This window comes from Subtercola lobariae (assembly GCF_014640255.1).
Taxonomy (GTDB): domain Bacteria; phylum Actinomycetota; class Actinomycetes; order Actinomycetales; family Microbacteriaceae; genus Subtercola; species Subtercola lobariae.
Genome location: NZ_BMGP01000002.1, coordinates 371,894 through 388,967 on the forward strand (window position 1 = coordinate 371,894; position 17,074 = coordinate 388,967).

17 protein-coding genes are annotated in these 17,074 nt (G+C 66.1%); 2 read left to right on the forward strand and 15 right to left on the reverse strand.

Features of this window, described 5'->3' with window-relative positions; genetic code table 11:
* Positions 1-169: 169 nt before the first annotated feature.
* Positions 170-1,498, reverse strand: coding sequence for an ABC transporter substrate-binding protein (locus IEX24_RS06020; RefSeq protein ID WP_188675274.1), 1,329 nt, complete (start codon positions 1,496-1,498; stop codon positions 170-172).
* Positions 1,499-1,741: 243 nt separating this feature from the next.
* A complete protein-coding gene (gene groES / locus IEX24_RS06025) occupies positions 1,742-2,038 on the reverse strand; it encodes a co-chaperone GroES (protein ID WP_116283854.1) in 297 nt (98 codons plus the stop codon).
* Between the two features lie 155 nt (positions 2,039-2,193).
* On the opposite strand from groES, the gene IEX24_RS06030 reads away from it, so the two are divergent.
* Entirely contained in the window at positions 2,194-3,384 is a 1,191-nt protein-coding gene (locus IEX24_RS06030; RefSeq protein WP_188675277.1) for a class I SAM-dependent methyltransferase, read from the forward strand.
* A gap of 211 nt (positions 3,385-3,595) precedes the next feature.
* Here IEX24_RS06030 and IEX24_RS06035 read toward each other — a convergent pair whose 3' ends face one another.
* The 9 genes from IEX24_RS06035 to glmS form a co-directional block, all read right to left on the reverse strand.
* Entirely contained in the window at positions 3,596-4,315 is a 720-nt protein-coding gene (locus tag IEX24_RS06035; protein WP_229715128.1) for a DUF4190 domain-containing protein, read from the reverse strand.
* A 104-nt stretch (positions 4,316-4,419) separates the two neighbouring features.
* The gene (locus tag IEX24_RS06040; protein WP_188675281.1) at positions 4,420-4,701 is read right to left on the reverse strand and encodes a DUF4190 domain-containing protein; all 282 of its coding nucleotides are present in this window, start codon (positions 4,699-4,701) and stop codon (positions 4,420-4,422) included.
* A 126-nt stretch (positions 4,702-4,827) separates the two neighbouring features.
* Positions 4,828-5,931, reverse strand: a complete 1,104-nt coding sequence (tsaD, locus tag IEX24_RS06045; protein ID WP_188675284.1) for a tRNA (adenosine(37)-N6)-threonylcarbamoyltransferase complex transferase subunit TsaD — start codon at positions 5,929-5,931, stop codon at positions 4,828-4,830.
* The gene (rimI, locus tag IEX24_RS06050; RefSeq protein WP_188675287.1) at positions 5,928-6,428 is read right to left on the reverse strand and encodes a ribosomal protein S18-alanine N-acetyltransferase; all 501 of its coding nucleotides are present in this window, start codon (positions 6,426-6,428) and stop codon (positions 5,928-5,930) included. Before rimI ends, tsaD begins: the two co-directional genes overlap by 4 nt.
* Entirely contained in the window at positions 6,425-7,162 is a 738-nt protein-coding gene (gene tsaB / locus IEX24_RS06055) for a tRNA (adenosine(37)-N6)-threonylcarbamoyltransferase complex dimerization subunit type 1 TsaB (RefSeq protein WP_188675290.1), read from the reverse strand. The genes rimI and tsaB overlap by 4 nt, the downstream gene beginning before the upstream one ends.
* Positions 7,159-9,108, reverse strand: coding sequence for an alanine racemase (gene alr, locus IEX24_RS06060; protein ID WP_188675293.1), 1,950 nt, complete (start codon positions 9,106-9,108; stop codon positions 7,159-7,161). Before alr (IEX24_RS06060) ends, tsaB begins: the two co-directional genes overlap by 4 nt.
* Positions 9,105-10,331: an alanine racemase gene (alr, locus tag IEX24_RS06065; protein ID WP_188675295.1), complete on the reverse strand. Its 1,227-nt coding sequence runs from the start codon at positions 10,329-10,331 to the stop codon at positions 9,105-9,107. The genes alr (IEX24_RS06060) and alr (IEX24_RS06065) overlap by 4 nt, the downstream gene beginning before the upstream one ends.
* Entirely contained in the window at positions 10,328-10,750 is a 423-nt protein-coding gene (locus IEX24_RS06070; RefSeq protein ID WP_188675298.1) for a holo-ACP synthase, read from the reverse strand. Before IEX24_RS06070 ends, alr (IEX24_RS06065) begins: the two co-directional genes overlap by 4 nt.
* A gap of 9 nt (positions 10,751-10,759) precedes the next feature.
* The gene (glmS, locus tag IEX24_RS06075) at positions 10,760-12,607 is read right to left on the reverse strand and encodes a glutamine--fructose-6-phosphate transaminase (isomerizing) (RefSeq protein WP_188675301.1); all 1,848 of its coding nucleotides are present in this window, start codon (positions 12,605-12,607) and stop codon (positions 10,760-10,762) included.
* An 84-nt stretch (positions 12,608-12,691) separates the two neighbouring features.
* Between glmS and coaA the strand changes: the two genes are divergently transcribed.
* Positions 12,692-13,645: a type I pantothenate kinase gene (gene coaA / locus IEX24_RS06080; RefSeq protein WP_188675304.1), complete on the forward strand. Its 954-nt coding sequence runs from the start codon at positions 12,692-12,694 to the stop codon at positions 13,643-13,645.
* A gap of 52 nt (positions 13,646-13,697) precedes the next feature.
* Here the strand turns inward: coaA and glmM are convergent, their stop codons facing one another.
* The 4 genes from glmM to truA all read right to left on the reverse strand — a co-directional run bounded on the left by glmM (position 13,698) and on the right by truA (position 17,066).
* Entirely contained in the window at positions 13,698-15,059 is a 1,362-nt protein-coding gene (gene glmM, locus IEX24_RS06085) for a phosphoglucosamine mutase (protein WP_188675307.1), read from the reverse strand.
* Between the two features lie 26 nt (positions 15,060-15,085).
* Positions 15,086-15,571 carry a 30S ribosomal protein S9 gene (gene rpsI, locus IEX24_RS06090; protein ID WP_188675320.1) on the reverse strand — a complete coding sequence of 162 codons (486 nt, stop codon included), beginning with the start codon at positions 15,569-15,571 and terminating at the stop codon, positions 15,086-15,088.
* Positions 15,572-15,616: 45 nt separating this feature from the next.
* A complete protein-coding gene (gene rplM, locus IEX24_RS06095; protein WP_188675323.1) occupies positions 15,617-16,063 on the reverse strand; it encodes a 50S ribosomal protein L13 in 447 nt (148 codons plus the stop codon).
* Positions 16,064-16,205: 142 nt separating this feature from the next.
* Positions 16,206-17,066: a tRNA pseudouridine(38-40) synthase TruA gene (truA, locus tag IEX24_RS06100; RefSeq protein ID WP_188676484.1), complete on the reverse strand. Its 861-nt coding sequence runs from the start codon at positions 17,064-17,066 to the stop codon at positions 16,206-16,208.
* Positions 17,067-17,074 lie beyond the last annotated feature (8 nt).

Here is a 17,074-nt window from a genome sequence, read left to right on the forward strand (position 1 = left end):
CATCCGGTGGTCTCGGGGCCTTATGCATGTCGGTGAGGTCGCTCTGATGCAGGTGCGGCAGCCACGCCGGCCTCAGCTGCGGCGCAACGACCGCACCAACGACGAAGCCCCCACACCGGATGACCGGGCGGGGGCTTCGGGGTGAGGCGAGTGCCTCAGGCGTTACGACCTAGTAGGAGGTCTGGCCTTCGATAGCCGACTGGAACTGTGGAACGTTGTTCGCGTCGAACTTGTAGATGCCGATGAAGGCGCTCGAGGGCTCGTTGTGCGAGTTGAGCGGCCCGATTCCGGACTGGCCGGTGTACTGAATCTCGGTACCTGCCGTGACTAGCGGAGCACACTCGGCGTATGACGAGCACTTCGTGCCGCCGTTCGCGCCAGAGACAGCCCCGAGCTGCTTGTTCAGGTCAGCAGAGACATTCGACTTGGCCTTCAGGGCCGCCAGAGCGGTCAAGATGGTCGCGTCATATGACTCGGGGGCGTACGAGAAGTCAGTCAGATCGGCATTCTCAGCGCCCTTGTACCATGACACCAGCTGGGACTGGAAATCGGTGCTCGGGTGAGCGCCAGGAATGGTGCCCTGAGCTCCGTTCAGCGTTCCGGGCTGGAAGTCCTTGCTGTAGTCGGCAGTGTTGCCGTCTGAGAAGTAGGTCTTCGACATGTTCCAGCCTTGAGCGACGAGCTCGGGCACGATCGACTTGGTCTCATCGAATGCGAGAACGACGATCGCGTCGGGCTTGGTGGCCAGTGCAGCCGTGACCTCAGCCGAGAACGTGGTCTGGCCGGGAGGGAACTCCTGGCCGGCGCTAGTGGCACCGTAAACAACTGATCCGCCTGCAGCTTCGATGCTCTTCTGGGTGAAGTCACGAAGACCTGTGCCGTAGGAGTCGTTGAACACGATGAAGGCGACCTTCGAGTTACCGTCACCGGTGATCAGCGAACCGAGCGCCGAACCCTGAACCGAGTCTGGCGGGGCGGTGCGGAAGTAGTACGGACCGTACCCAGAGAGCTTGGCCGAGGTGTTGGCCGGCGAGATCTGCGTGATGTTCGCTGACGCGAAGGCGTCGACGACGTTCAGCGAAACACTCGACGAAGCAGCACCGATGGCGACCGACGGCTTGGCCGTGATCAGCTTCTGGGCCGAAGCGGTCGAAACGCTCAGGTCGGTGGAGTCACCCGAGTCGGTGGCGAGAATACACGCCTGCTTGCCGGCCACACCGCCGGCAGCGTTGATGTCTGAGACCGCGAGGCCGACACCAGCCTGCTCCGGCGGGTTGAGGTAGGCAAGGCTACCGGTGATGGGGAGGATGGTACCAACGACCAGGTTGTTCGATGTTGTCGCATCACTCGCGCAGTCTGCCTCAGAGGCAGAAGCCGACGATGACGCCGACGAAGACGGAGTTGAGCTGCCACCGGAGGCGCAGCCAGAGAGCATGACGGCAATGATGCCTGCTCCAGCCACGATCGTCGTCCGGAGGGCATACTTGGATTTGATCATCCTGTGAACCCTTTCATTGTGCTCGCGAGCCTGGAGCCTCCGGGCGGAGACCCCCTCGCGTTCAATAGGTTCAAACCTAGGGTTTCTATGTTTCGAACGTGTTTTCTGTGTGTGCCGTGCGAATATCGTTAGCAATTCGTAACCCGGTATTTTGTCAGGTTCAGTCGCCGCTGAGAGTGCGAATGAGCTCTTAAACGCCGAACGGCCTGGGCACCGAAGCCCAGGCCGTTCGAAAAGCGGGTGTTAGCGAACGATCACAGCAAGAACGTCGCGAGCAGAGAGCACGAGGTACTCTTCGCCGTTGTACTTGACCTCGGTTCCGCCGTACTTCGAGTACAGAACCTTGTCGCCAACCGAAACGTCGAGAGGCACGCGGTTGCCGTTGTCGTCGATGCGGCCGGGGCCGACGGCTTCGACGACACCCTCTTGGGGCTTCTCTTTCGCGGTGTCAGGAATGACCAGACCAGACGCGGTGGTCGTTTCTGCTTCGACCTGCTTGATAACGATGCGATCCTCGAGCGGCTTGATGGAGACCGACACAGTTGACCTCTTCTTTCTTCGGTTCAAAAGTCATTTTTGGCACACTCACACTGAGAGTGCTAACTCGAGTTTAGGGGTTGAATTGGCACTCGGTCAACCTGAGTGCCAACGCGTGACGAGCCGCTCGCACCGCGCCTCGCGTCTAAACTGACCGCATGGAGCGAACCGACCTTGAACAGCTGATGACAGCAGAGGGTCTGCGCCTACTCGACTCGTTGCCGCCCTACACGAACGGTTCGAACATCGTTCGTTCGGTCGCCGCGTTACGCAAAGAAGGGTACTCGGCCGCACTGGTGGGCGCGGTGATGACCCAGGCGCGACTGCGCGCCAAGGCCAGGTCGAAGTTCGGCGAGTTCGCCGAGCGGATGCTCTTCACCGAGTCAGGGCTCGAACAGGCGACCCGGCTGAGCGTTGCTGCTTTGCACGCCGGCCGCTTTCGTTCGGCGGGCGTCACCCGGGTGGCCGACCTCGGCTGCGGTATCGGCGCCGACGCACTCGCCCTTGCCGCCCTCGACCTCAGCGTGACCGCCGTCGACCGCGACGAGGTCACAGCCGCCATCGCGGCCTACAACCTCGCTCCGTTTCCCACCGCCGATGTGGTGCACGGCGACGCCCTGACGTTCGACCTGGGCAGCGTGGATGCCCTCTATTTCGACCCCGCACGAAGAACCGAGGGGCACACGAACACCTCGCGCATCACCGACCCCGCCGATTTCAGCCCGAACCTCGATTTCGTTTTCGCGGCCGCGCGCGAACGCCCGACCGGAGTGAAACTCGGCCCCGGCCTCGACCGCGAGCTACTGCCGGCCGACGCCGAAGCGCAATGGATCTCGGTCGACGGGCAGGTAGTCGAGACGGGGTTGTGGTTCGGCGCGGTGGCCCGGCCGGGCATCCATCGCGCCGCTCTCGTGCTGCGGGGCACCGAACGAAACGAAATGACTGCGGCAGCCGACAGCGATGATGTAGAACCGGGGCCGCTCGGCGGCTACCTCTACGAACCCGACGGCAGCGTCATTCGGGCACGACTCATCGGCGACCTCGCCCGAACACTCGGCGCCCACCTGGTGTCGGCGCAGATCGCCTACGTGACTTCAGACACGCTCGTCGAAACGCCGTTCGCGTCGGCGTTTCGCGTGCGAGAGGTGTTCGCCTACAACGTCAGCAGTCTCAAGCGTGAGCTTCGAGCCCGCCGCATCGGCAGCCTCGAGATCAAGAAGCGAGGAGTCGACGTCGACCCGGCTGCGCTGCGACCGAAGCTCGCACTTCAGGGCCCAGAGAAGGCGACGCTCTTCATCACCCGCAGCGAAGGCAAGCACGTGGCGATTCTGGCCGACCGCCTGAGCTGAGGCGCGCTGGGGCGGCGACCGCAGGGCGACCGCCTGAGCTGAGTCGCGCTGCGGCGGCGACCGCAGGGCGCGCGATTCGCTGCCGGGCTTCGACCGCAGCACCGCCGTGGCGCGCGCTGCCCGCTGCGCGTCGCGTCGCGCGATCGACGCCTTAACTGCAAGGTGGCGCGAGGCCGAAGTCCCGCGCCACCTAGCGTGAATCTCTGTCGAATCAGTAGTTGTAGCTGTACGACGTGTTGATCTGCGCGATCACGAAGATGATGAACGCGATGATGAGGATGATCGACAGCGCGATTCCGGCGAACCCCGTGATGATGCCGGTGAGCCAGAAGCCTCGAGCGGCAGGCTCCCTGCGGCGACCGATGAAGCCAAGCACGATGCCCGCCACCGAGAAGATGAAACCACCGATGCCCCAGCTGAAGATGGAGATCACAAGGCCGAGAATGCCCGCGACCAGCGCGATGATGCTGAGCACGGGTGACCGCGTTCCGACGGGAGCGGCGTAACCGGCTGCAGGAGCACCGTACTGCGGCGCACCGTACTGGGGCGCGCCGTAACCGGGCGCCGCAGGCGGCGCGGGCGGAGGCGCGCCGTAGTTCGGCGCCGGCGGAGCGGCCGCGTAGTTCGGGGCCGGAGCGACGGGCGGAGCGGCGTAGCCGGGCGCCGGAGGCGCGGGCGGAGCCGGCGCGACGGGCGGAGCCACCGGAGGAACGGGAGCCGCAGGCGCAGCCGGAGCGGCCGGCGGAGCGGTGGGCGGCACGGGTGGAGCGACCGGAGGGGCTGCAGGAGCCGCGGGCGGCGCAGTCGGAGGAAGGTTCGGCTCGGGCGTAGCCGGAGGCGTGTCAGAGCCCGCGGGCGGCGAGGCGAGCGGAGCAGAATCTGGCAGACGCTCGGGTGTGTCGTCGCTTGATGGTGTGTTGGGATCGGTCATGATGACCCTTCCTTCCGATTGTTCGGTCTGAGGTGCGCTGAACTATCACCGAGCCTAGCGATGCAGCCACCCCCAGCGGCACCCCTTTGCCGAGCGATTACTGACTAGTAGGTGGTAACTGTCGTAGCGCTAGCCAAGAGAGCGACCCAGACGATAATGAGAATCACTCCCAGAATCAGCTCGATGAAACCGATCACGATGCCCGCGATGGCAAGCCCGCGACCACCTTCGCCGGTTCGCTTGATCTGGCTGAGCGCAATAAAGCCGATCACGATGCCGACGACGGTGAAGCCGACGATCGACACCACCAGCGAGACGATGGCGAGAATGTTGGTTCGGGGTGCGACGGGGCTCGGTGCGGCGCCGTACGGGGCGGGGCTGGTCATGAGGCAGTGCTCCATTCGAGAGATCAAAGACGCGCTGCCCATAGTGGCAGCGTACGTGACGAAGTGTCAACGACAATTACTACCATAGCTGATGATTCATCACCTTATCTGCGTCGAAATGTGACGCTACCGCACCTGAATCTCGGTGACAGGCAAGGTCGAATCGGCGCCGAAGTCGAGCGCCGAGGGAGCATGCCCGCGCATGATCAGCTGCGCGCCCAGCGCCGCTATCATCGCCCCATTGTCGGTGCAGAGGGCCAAGGGCGGAATACGCAGGGTCACCCCGGCGAGCGCCGCTCGCTCTTCGGCGAGCGCCCGAACACGGGCATTCGCAACGACCCCGCCACCGAGCAACAGCCGAGGAACACCCCGATCGGCGCACGCGGCGAGCGCTTTCGTGATCAGTACATCGGCAACTGCCTCGCGAAAGCTCGCCGCCACATCGGCGAGCGGAATCTCTTCACCTCGGTCACTTCTGGCCTCGACCCAGCGCGCGACCGACGTTTTCAGCCCCGAGAACGAGAAGTCGTAGCGGTGCGCGGCCATGTCTTTCGGCTGGCTGAGCCCACGCGGAAAACGGATGGCTTTCGGGTTACCCCCCACTGCCACACGGTCGATGTGTGGGCCGCCCGGGTACGGCAACCCCAGTACGCGCGCGACCTTGTCGAAAGCCTCTCCCGCTGCGTCGTCGATGGTCTCACCGAGCAACTCGACGTCGCTCACCAGATCGCGAACGTAGAGCAACGACGTGTGCCCGCCCGACACCAGCAGGGCGATGGTGGGGTATTCCAGTGGCTCCGAATCGGGAGAGACGAGGTCGACACCGACGTGACCCACGAGATGGTTCACCGCATAAAGCGGCTTTCCAGTGGCAATCGCCAGGCCTTTGGCGGCAGCGACACCCACCATGAGTGCGCCCGAGAGCCCTGGCCCTGACGTCACGGCGATTGCGTCGATGTCGGCGAAGCTCAGCTGCGCTTCGCCGAGGGCAGCGTGGATGGTCGGGGTGAGCGCCTCGAGGTGCGCACGCGCCGCGATCTCGGGCACGACTCCCCCGTACCGCGCGTGCTCGTCCATCGATGAGGCGATTGCGTTCGCCAGAAGCGTTGTGCCCCGCACGATGCCGATACCCGTCTCGTCGCACGAGGTCTCGATGCCGAGCACCACGGGTCGGCGGAGCGCTTCGCCGGTCAGGCCAGCGGCCGCGGCGGGTGGGCTGACGGTACTCATGAGAGCGGCTCCCGGGTCTGAAGTTCGAGCCGCATGACCACGGCGTCGACGTTGTCGGGCTGGTAGTAACCGCGGCGAATACCAATGGAGTGGAATCCGAGTGTCTCGTAGAGGTGCTGGGCGCCCGGGTTGTCGGCGCGAACCTCCAAGAACACGCGACGAGCTCCGCGACGAGCCGCCTCAATGATCAGCGTGGTCATGAGCGTTCGGCCGAGGCCGTGCCGCCTGGCATCCGGAGCGACGGCGATGGTCTGAATGTCGGCGTCGGCGGCTCCCTGAGTGCTGAGCAGACCGGCGTAGCCGCCCAGCGGGGCGTCTGGATGCTCGGGATGCTCGGCCACGAGGTAGTAGCAGTGCTTCTGAGCGAGGTCGGCACGCATCATCGCGGGGCTCCAGGCGTCGGTGCTGAAGGTACTCGTTTCGAGCGCCATTATCGCGTCGAGGTCTGCGGGTCCGGCGACGCGCAGCGCCCATTCTGTAGCGTGGAGGTCGCTCATCGCTGCGTCACCCGCTTCACGCCGGTGCTCAGCGTCACGTCGGGTGAACGCAGGTAGAGCGCCTGGTCGGCGGCGAAGGGGGCGCCCGTGCGCAGCATCTCGAGGGCGACCTGGCCGAGGGCGCCAGCCGAGACGTGAGCCGCATCGAGGGTTGCCGCGTGAACGTGCGGCAGGGCATCCGGTTTCGCGAGCCCCGGGCCGTCGATGCGCACGGGCGTCTGCCCCGAGAGATCGAACAGCGACCAATACACCTCACGGCGGCGGGCGTCTGAGACCACCAGCACCTCTCCCGTTCGCCCGGCGCCCTGGGCGGCGAAGGCAATGGCGTCATGGCTCACCACGCGAAGCACCGGCAGGCCGAGCCCGAGGGCGAAGGCGTTCGCTGCGGCGATACCGACTCGCAGGCCGGTGAATGGCCCGGGGCCCATTCCGGCGACGACACCGGTCAGCTGCTGCGGGCGAATGGATGCCTCGGCCAGCGCCTGCTCGATCAGCCGGCCGATCACCTCCGCATGTTTCATGGTGTCGAACCCGTTGGCTTCGCTGAGCACGACGGCGCGGTGCGGGGTGGCCTCGGTCACCGCGGCGGGGTGGTGGGCCCCGGCGGTCACTGTGCTGGCGGCCGTGGCCGACGACGCCACCTCGCGAGGCTCGCGGTAGTCGCCCTCGACGACGGCCACGCTGGTGCCTGCCGAGGTGTCGATGGCGAGCAGCAGCTCGCGGCGGTCGCTCATCGGTCTCCTCCGTTCTGCGCCGTGCGGCGGTAGAGGGTGACGCGTCGCGGTTCGACGGGTTCGTCGGCGCCGACGGTCTCTTCGGTGTCGACCGACGCGCCAGTGCCGCCCGGCTCGTCTGCCGCGAGCGAAGGGTCGGCGTCGGCGTGGTCAGAGCGTGTAGCCGGTTCGTCGGGGGCGGCTGCGCCGACGGCCACCTCGCCGCGAGGCCGCTCGATCACGAGTTCGAGGTAGTCGTCGACGATCGACTCCACCATGCCCGAGCCCCACTCCACCACCACGATCGAGCCGGCGAAGTCGATGTCGAGGTCGTCGAGTTCGGCCGCGCTGGCGAGCCGATAGGCGTCGACGTGCACGAGGGGCACACCGGTAGCGGCGTTCGGGTGGGTGCGCGCCAGTACGAAGGTGGGGCTCGTGACAGAGCCGCGAACTCCGAGGCCGGCGCCGAGACCCCTTGTGAAGGTGGTTTTGCCCGCACCGAGCTCACCGGTTAAGACGAGCACGTCACCTGCCCGAAGCCGCCGGGCGAAATCTACGCCGAACTGGTGCATCGCGTCGGGGTCGCCGATCATCCACTGCCCGACGACGCCGCCGCCGTCACCGACAGCGCCGCCAGCGCCGCCAGTGCCGACAACCACATCGTCGCGCACCACCCGAGCAGCGTCGACGTCGCCGGCGAGCGTTGCGTCAGACACGTACAAGCGCTCGACCCGCGGGCCCACCCGCGCCACTATTTCGTCGCCGATGGTGCGCGCGTACCCGGCCCACTCTTCTGCGGTCGGAATACTTTCTGGGCTACCGGCCGCCGCGCCCGTTCCGCCCGGCACACGGCCCTCGCCGAACAACACCACCTCGTCGCCGAGCGCAATCGCGGCGTCGCGGACGTCGACCACGAACTGATCCATCGCGATGCGGCCCACGATGGGGTACCGGTGCCCGTCGATCCACACCTCGGCGCCGTGACCGTTCGCCGCCCGCGGAACCCCGTCGGCATACCCCAGCGCAACCAGCACCAGCGTCGTGGGCCGCTCGGTGCGAAAGTCGAATCCGTACGACACGCCCTGACCGGCCGGCACGCGCTTGACCGAAACCACCGGCGCGACGAGGGTCATCACAGGGCGAAGGCCGAGCTCGAGAGCCGATTCGTCGTCGAATGGCGTCACACCATACGCAGCAATTCCGAATCGCACCATGTCGAGCCGGGCCTCAGGCATGCGAATGCCGGCCGAACTCGCCGCGAGGTGTACCTGCACGAACCGCGCGCCAAGCCCCTCGGCCACCTCGACAGCCGCCCGCAATTCACCCAGCGCGACGGCGTCATCGGCCGGAGACGCATCAGCCAGATGCGACCAGGCCGCGTGCAGCTTAACCACGCCGGCAGCGTCTGCGGCGAGCGCGGCACGAACCAGCCCCGGCCACTGCTCAGCGCTTGCGCCGTTGCGGTGCAGCCCGGTATCGATCTTGAGGTGCACGCGCGGGGCGACGGATGCCCGGGCCGCGGCAATGGCCTCGAGCTGCCACTCGGCCGAAATGCCCAGGTCGATGTCGGCCTCGGCGGCGTCGCCGAAGCGGGCGTCGGGCGCGTGCATCCACGCGAAAATGGGTGCCGTAACGCCTGCCTCTCGCAGCACCAGCGCCGCCGGAATGTCGAGCACGGCAAGCGACGACGCCCCCGCCTCGAGGGCCGCGAAAGCCATCGGCACCATGCCGTGCCCGTAGGCGTCGGCCTTGACGGCGAGCATCGTCTCAGCCGGCGTCGCCAGCGAACTCAGCACGCGCACGTTGTGCCGAAACGCGTCGAGGTTGATGAGCGCCTGTCGGCGCGGTGCGTCGGAGGGCGCGTGCGTGGTAGCCGCGTCTCCACCAGCCGCATGCCCGATGACCGCACCGTCTCCACCAGCCGCGTGCCCGATCGCCACGCCGTCGTGTGCCACACCGCCGCTCATGCGAGATACCGCCGCTCGAATCGCGGCCCGATGCGCGTCACGATCTCGTAGTTGATCGTCTCGGCGGCCTCGGCCCACTCCTCCACTGCGGGGTACCCCTCCGCGGGGTCGCCGAACAGCACCACGCGGTCGCCCACCTCCACAGCATCGTCGTGCATGTCGACCACGAACTGGTCCATGGCGATGCGCCCCGTCACCGTGTAAGTGTTGCCGTTGATCCACACCGGCGCCCGGTTCGAGCCCAGCCGCGGAATACCGTCGGCATACCCCAGCCCCACGAGCGCCAACGTCGATTCCGTCGTCGTGCGGTAGGTGTAGCCGTACGAAACACCACTCTCGGGCGGCACACGCTTCACCGCGATCACCCGCCCCTCGAGCGTCATCGCCGGCCGCAGCCCCAGCTCGGCCGAGGTCACCCCGTCGAACGGCGACAGCCCATACAGACCGATGCCCAGCCTGACGAGCGACAACCGCGTCTCGGCGAGCCGCAGCGCAGCAGCCGTTGCGGCGAGATGGATGATCGCCGGGTTCAACCCCGCGCCCCGCGCCTGCTCGACCGCACTTTCGAATCTCGCCAACTGCTCGAGATCGTCATCATCACTGGCATTCGACAGGTGGCTGAAGATTCCCACCACGCTCAAGACGCCGCCTGCCTCGAGCTCGGCCGCACGCGCAAAAACGGCCACCCAATCAGCTTCAACCGCGCCGTTGCGGCCGAGGCCGGTGTCGACCTTGATCTGCACCCGCGCCGGAGTCGCCGCGTGGTCGTCTCGCGTCTGCCGCCCCACCGCGGGCGTTTCTGCGGGTTCGCTGCCACTCGGTCGCCCGGCCAGCGCCTCGGCTCCATCGATGACGGCGTCGCCCGCGACCCGCCGCGCGGCGCCTGCGACAGCGTCGAGTTGTGCCACCGAGCTCACACCCACGTCGATTCCGTAACGAATCGCCACGTCGAAGTACGCCTCGGGCCCGTGCAACCACGCGAGAATCGGCTCGGTGAGGCCCGCTTCGCGCAAGGCAACACCCTCATCGACGTCTGCGACGCCCAGCCACGTCGCCCCGGCGGTAACCGCGGCGCGCGCGATCTCCGCAGCACCGTGCCCATAGCCGCCTGCCTTGACGACTGCCATGACGTCGGCGTCGCCGACCACGGCTTTCACCGCCAAAACATTGTGCCGCACTGCGGCGAGATCGATGGTCGCCAGTCGCAACGGATGCTCGCTCATACGTCACCCCGGGCATCCACTGCCCCGCCACCCGCACCACGCCGCCCCGCGTGCCGCGCAACTTCGCCCGGCCCCTCGGCCACCACGAACGCGCACGCCGAGTCGCCATCGTGACTCAGCGACAGATGCAGAATCGAGATTCCGTGCAACGCCACCTTCTCGGCAGCCTGACCCGCCAGCAGAAACGACGGACGCCCGTGTTCGTTCGACACGACCTCAACGTCGTGCCAGCGAAACCCGGTGGAGTCACCCACGGCCTTCACCAGCGCCTCTTTCGCCGCGAACCGCGCCGCTAACGACCGCACCGACAGGTCGCGTTCGCTCAGAGCGAACAGCCGCTCCTTGAGCGCCGGCGTGCGCTGCAGAACGCGCCGAAACCGGGGAACGTCGACGATGTCGACGCCGACTCCCACAATCATGAGCGCCGCCTACTCGACCGTGACCGATTTAGCGAGGTTTCGAGGCTGGTCGACGTCGAGCCCCTTCGCCGTGGCCAGTTCCATCGCGAAGATCTGCAACGGCACCACCGCCAGCAGCGGCTCGAACAACGCCCCCGCCAGCGGAATGGGAATCACCTCGTCGGCAAACGGCAACACAGCGGCGTCACCCTGCTCCGCCACGGCCAGAATGCGCGCCCCACGAGCGCGAATCTCCTGAATGTTCGAGACCACCTTCGCGTGCAGCGAATTCGGGTCGCGCGGGCTCGGCACCACCACGAAAACCGGCTGGCCCGGCTCGATCAGCGCGATCGGCCCGTGCTTCAGCTCGCCGGCCGCAAACCCTTCGGCGTGGATGTACGCCAGCTCTTTCAGCTTCAAAGCCCCTTCGAGCGCCACCGGGTACCCCACATGCCGCCCCAAGAACAGCACAGCCCGGCTGTCAGACATCCACTTCGCCAGATCACGGATACGGGTCGATGTCTTCAGCACCTTCTCGAGCTTCGCCGGAATCGCCGACAGCTCCTTCAGAGCGCCACGAACCTCGGCCGGCATCAGCGTCTCGCGAACCTGCGCAAGATACAGCCCGAAAAGGTAGAGCGCTGCGATCTGCGCCACGAACGCCTTCGTCGACGCGACCGCAACCTCAGGCCCGGCGTGCGTATAGATGACGGCGTCAGACTCGCGCGCGATGGTCGCACCCTGCGTGTTGCAGATCGAGAGCGTCTTCGCTCCCGCCTCGATGGCGTACTTCACTGCCATGAGGGTGTCCATCGTCTCGCCCGACTGACTGATCGATACCACGAGGGTGGTCGGGGTGATGATGGGATCGCTGTACCTGAACTCGTGCGAGAGCTGCACTTCGACAGGAATGCGAGCCCACTTCTCGATGGCGTATTTGCCGAGCATCCCGGCGTAACTGGCCGTGCCGCAGGCGATGATGATGATGCGATCGACCTCACCCAGGTGTGCGGCGAGGTCGCCGAGGTCGGGCAGCACTACGGCGCCGTCGACGATGCGGGTGCGCAGGGTGTTGGCCACGGCCTCGGGCTGCTCGCTGATCTCTTTCGCCATGAAGCTCGACCAGCCGCCCTTTTCGGCCGCCTTCGCATCCCACGAGACATGGAATTCGCTGGTCGGCACGACGGTGCCGAAGAAATCGGTCACGAGCACCGAGATAGGCGTGATGGTCACGATCTGGTCTTGGCCGATGGCCACCGCGCGCTGAGTGTGCTCGACGAAGGCTGCCACGTCAGAACCGAGAAAGTTCTCGCCGTCGCCCAGCCCGATGACGAGCGGCGAGTTGCGGCGCGCGCCGACCACCACTCCCGGCTCGTCGCGGTGCAGCGCGAGTAATGTGAATGCCCCCTCGAGCCGCACCACCACGCGGGCGAGCGCAGCCGCCAGCCCGTCACCCGCGGCGTACTCGTCGCCCAGAAGTTTCGCCGCCACCTCGGTGTCGGTTTCGCTCTCGAATGTGTACCCCTTGGCCACGAGTTCGGCCTTCAGCTCAGAGAAGTTCTCGATGATGCCGTTGTGGATGACCGCGAGTTTGCCATCTCGGCTGAGATGCGGGTGCGCGTTGCCATCGGTCGGGCCCCCGTGCGTCGCCCAACGCGTATGACCGATGCCCGTCGACCCGTTCTGCAGCTCGTCAGCCGCGAGGTTGTCGACCAGAACGGCCAGCTTGCCAGCGCGTTTACGCGTCACCAGTTCACCGTCTTCGGTGATGATCGCCACCCCCGCGGAGTCGTACCCGCGGTACTCCAATCGGCGAAGGCCGCCGAGCAGAACCTCCAGGCTTTGAGGTCGACCGACGTAGCCTACGATTCCACACATGAATTCGATTTTATAGGTGCCACCTGTGCGCCCGGCGCGAGGGCGCACCAGCGGGGCTCAGACGTGGGGCAGAATAGAAGACCTATGGCTGATTCCGCATCGATTCCGGTAGGGGGTCAGACCAGCCCGTTCGTTGAGATCGACCGTGCCGAATGGGCCGCCCTGGCGCCGGCCACGCCGCATCCGCTTCTCGAAACCGAAATCGTGCAACTTCGCGGTCTCGGCGAGCCGCTCGACATGACCGAGGTCGCCGAGGTCTACCTGCCGCTCAGCCGGCTGCTGAATCTCTATGCCGCTGGTCACCACAACCTGCACCGCTCGACCAGCGATTTTCTTGGCGAGAAGGCGCGCAGCACCCCCTTCGTCATCGGCGTGGCCGGCTCGGTGGCGGTGGGCAAGTCAACCATCGCCCGGCTGCTGCGCGAGTTGCTCGCGCGGTGGGAAGACACCCCGCGCGTCGAACTGGTCACCACTGACGGCTTTCTGCTGCCGAACGCAGAACTGGCACGCCGCGGCATCATGGACCGCAAGGGCTTTCCCGAGAGCTACGACCGCCGCGCGCTGCTGCGCTTCGTGAGCGCCATCAAGAGCGGGGTGCCCGAAGTGCGCGCGCCGTTCTACTCCCACCTCAGCTACGACATCGTCTCAGACGCTCAAATCGTGGTGCGCCAGCCCGACATTCTCATCGTCGAGGGCCTGAATGTATTGCAGCCGCCGGCGCCCGGCCATCGGCTCGCGGTCAGCGATCTGTTCGATTTCACGGTCTATGTCGATGCCCGCACCCGCGACATCGCCCGGTGGTACGAAGAACGGTTTCTGAAGCTGCAGCGCGGCGCCTTCGCCAACCCGAGTTCATACTTTCACCGCTATGCGAGCCTCACCGAAGACGAAGCGCGCGCCACGGCCGCCTCGATCTGGGCCTCGATCAACCAGCCGAACCTGGTGCAGAATATTCTGCCCACACGTTCGCGCGCCACACTCGTCTTACGCAAAGACTCGAATCACACCGTCAAACGCGTGCTGCTGCGCAAACTCTAACGCGCCCGTGGGGTCGGGGTCGTGCGTTGACGTCGCCCGTCGGGGTCGTGCGTCAGCTCGCGGCGGGAGCCAGCGCGAGCCGCTCTCGCACGACGTCGGCCAACCGGCCCGCGATGCGGTCGGCTGTCGCCTGGTCGGTGGCCTCGACCATGACGCGCACCAAGGGCTCGGTTCCGGATGCCCGTAAGAGCACTCGGCCAGAATCCCCCAACTCGAGCTCGGCTTCGGCCACCGCCTCGGCCAGCACCTCGTCGGTGCCCACCGCCTCGCGGTCGACTCCGCGCACGTTCAGCAGAATCTGCGGATACACGACCATCACCGACGCCAGCTCGGCAAGCGTCTTACCGGTCGCCGCCATCTGGCTCACCAACTGCAGCCCGGTGAGAATGCCGTCGCCCGTGGTGGCGTAGTCGCCGAAGATGATGTGGCCCGATTGTTCGCCGCCCAGGTTGTACCCGTTGGCGTTGATCGCCTCGAGCACATAGCGGTCTCCGACGCGGGTTTCGAGCATCCGAATGCCCTTCGCCGCCATGGCGACGCGAAGCCCCAGGTTGCTCATGACGGTCGCCACGAGGGTTCGGTCTTTGAGTTCGCCACGCTCATCGAGGGCAGTGGCGAGAATGGCCATGATCTGGTCGCCGTCGACGATCGTTCCGGTGTGGTCGACGGCCAGGCAGCGGTCGGCGTCGCCGTCGTGCGCAATGCCGACGTCTGCACCCAATTCGAGCACGGTGTCGATGAGCGCCTGCATGTGGGTCGACCCCACGCCGTCGTTGATGTTGTCGCCGTCTGGGTCATTGCCCATGACTGTGACAGTTGCGCCGGCAACCGTGAAAACCTCGGGTGATACACCCGCCGCGGCTCCGTGAGCACAGTCGAGCACGACGTGGATGCCCTCGAGCGAGTGCGGCAACGTGCCCAACAGGTGCACCACGTAGCGGTCTTCGGCGTCAGAGAATCGTCTGATACGACCGACGTCTGCGCCGAGCGGAACCAGAAACGGCTCGGCGAGGGCTGCCTCGATCTGCTCCTCGATGTCGTCGTCGAGCTTTTTGCCGCCGCGCGCGAAGAACTTGATGCCGTTGTCAGGCGCGGGGTTGTGCGATGCCGAAATCATGCAGCCGAAATCGGCATCGAAATCTGCCACCAGATAGGCGGCCGCCGGCGTGGGTATCACTCCGGCGTCGTACACATCGACGCCCGAACTGGCAAAGCCGGCCGCGACCGCTGCGGCGATGAAATCACCGGAGGTACGCGGGTCTCTGGCGAGAACCGCGACGGGTCTGCGGCCGGCTGAGCGTGCCGGGGCACCGAGCACCACAGCGGCGGCCTGAGCTACGCGAAGGGCCAGGTCTGCCGTGACATCCCTGTTCGCGAGCCCACGCACACCGTCGGTGCCGAAAAGGCGAACCATATGTGCAGTCTAAGTGCGCTGTATGGTTAGCGCTTGGAGAACTGCGGAGCCTTACGGGCCTTTTTGAGGCCGGCCTTCTTGCGCTCTTTGACGCGTGCGTCGCGGCTCAAGAAGCCCGCCTTCTTCAGCGTGGCGCGGTTGTTCTCTTCGTCGATTTCGTTCAGCGCGCGAGCGATGCCGAGGCGCAGTGCGCCGGCCTGGCCCGAGGGGCCGCCGCCCGAGATCTTCGCGATGACGTCGTAGCTGCCGAGCAGGTCGAGCAGCTTGAACGGGTCGTTGATCAGCTGCTGGTGCAGCTTGTTCGGAAAGAAGTTCTCGAACTCACGGCCGTTCACCACGATGGTGCCGGAGCCGGGGGTGAGACGCACGCGGGCGATGGCCTGCTTGCGACGACCGACGGCCGCGCCGCCGACGCTCAGCACGGGGCGAGCAGCCTTCGGGGTCTCGACGGTGGGGGTTTCGGTCGAGTAGCTCTCGGGAGCTACGTCAATCTGGTCTGCGATCTTCGCCACTTTGGTTACGAATCCTTTGTCTAAAGTCTGTATGACCGGCGGGCGCTACTGCGCGACCTGGTCGAAGGTGTAGGGAACGGGCTGCTGAGCAGCGTGAGGGTGCTCAGCACCGGCGTACACCTTGAGCTTGGTCAGCTGCGAGCGGCCGATCGAGTTCTTCGGCAGCATGCCGCGAATCGCCTTTTCGACGGCGCGGGTGGGGTTCTTCTCCAGCAGCTCGGCGTAGGTCACAGCCGAGAGGCCGCCCGGGTAACCCGAGTGGCGGTAGGCCTTCTTCTGCAGTGCCTTCGAGCCGGTCAGTGCGACCTTCTCGGCGTTGATGATGATAACGAAGTCGCCGCCGTCGAGGTGCGGGCTGAAGGTGGGCTTGTTCTTGCCACGGAGAATGATGGCGGCGTGGCTGGCCAGGCGGCCGAGCACGACGTCAGTCGCATCGATGATGACCCAGTTGCGAACGAGCTCGCTCGCCTTGGGGGAATAGGTACGCGTCACAGTAGTAGTGCTTTCTTGTCGAAATGAGGTGTTCGTGAAATCCCGCTCCGTTGGTTATTCCTCGGGCAAGAAGCTCGGGAACCGCCGGTGGAGGGCTCAACTTCGGGTGGCACAGATTGCTGTCGCACACCAAAGAACGAGACTAGCCTATTTCGGCCCGGCTCGCCAGTTGAGCCGCAAGGGCTTCACGGCTACGGCGCGCCCTGGTCTCTTGAGCGCGCTGGGCCAGCCCCGCGGCATCCGGGTAGCCCACCTGCATCAGCGTGAGCCCCCGTGCCGGCATCACCTTGAAGGCGCTCGTACGGTCGAGCCTGTCACGCAGCGCCACAACCTCGGCAACCGTGAGCCGACCTTCACCCACGGCCACCGAAGCACCCACGAGCGCTCGCACCATGCTGTGGCAGAACGCATCGGCTCGAACATCCACCGCCACAACGCCATCGTCGTCGCGGCTCCACGACAGATGCTGCAGGGTGCGGATGGTCGTGGCGAAAGCCCGAGGCTTGCAGAACGCTGCCCAGTCGTGCAGGCCGAGCAACTCGTTCGACACCTGCTGCATGGCAATGAGGTCGAGGGGCTTGGTCGTCCACGCGGTCGTGCGCCGCGTCAGCGGGTCTCGGGCGAGCAGAGTGTCGGCGATGCGATATTCGTAGCGCCGCCAGAGAGCCGAGAATCGCGCATCGAATCCGTCGTCTGCTACCGAGGTCTGCCGCACCACGATGTCGTTCGACGCCCCGAGCATGCCGTTCACGCTCAATGCGATGCGGCTCACCGCCACCTTCGAGGCCTGCGCTGCGGTCAGATCGAGATGCGCCACTTGACCGCGGGCGTGCACACCAGCATCCGTTCGGCCTGCGACCACCAGGTTCGGCAGCTCGCCCAGGCTGGAATACAAGGCGACAAGCGCCTTCTCGATCTCGCCCTGCACTGTGCGAAGGCCCGGCTGCCTCGCCCAGCCGGCGAACGCCGTGCCGTCATAAGCGATGTCGAATCGCACCCGCACCCGCGTCA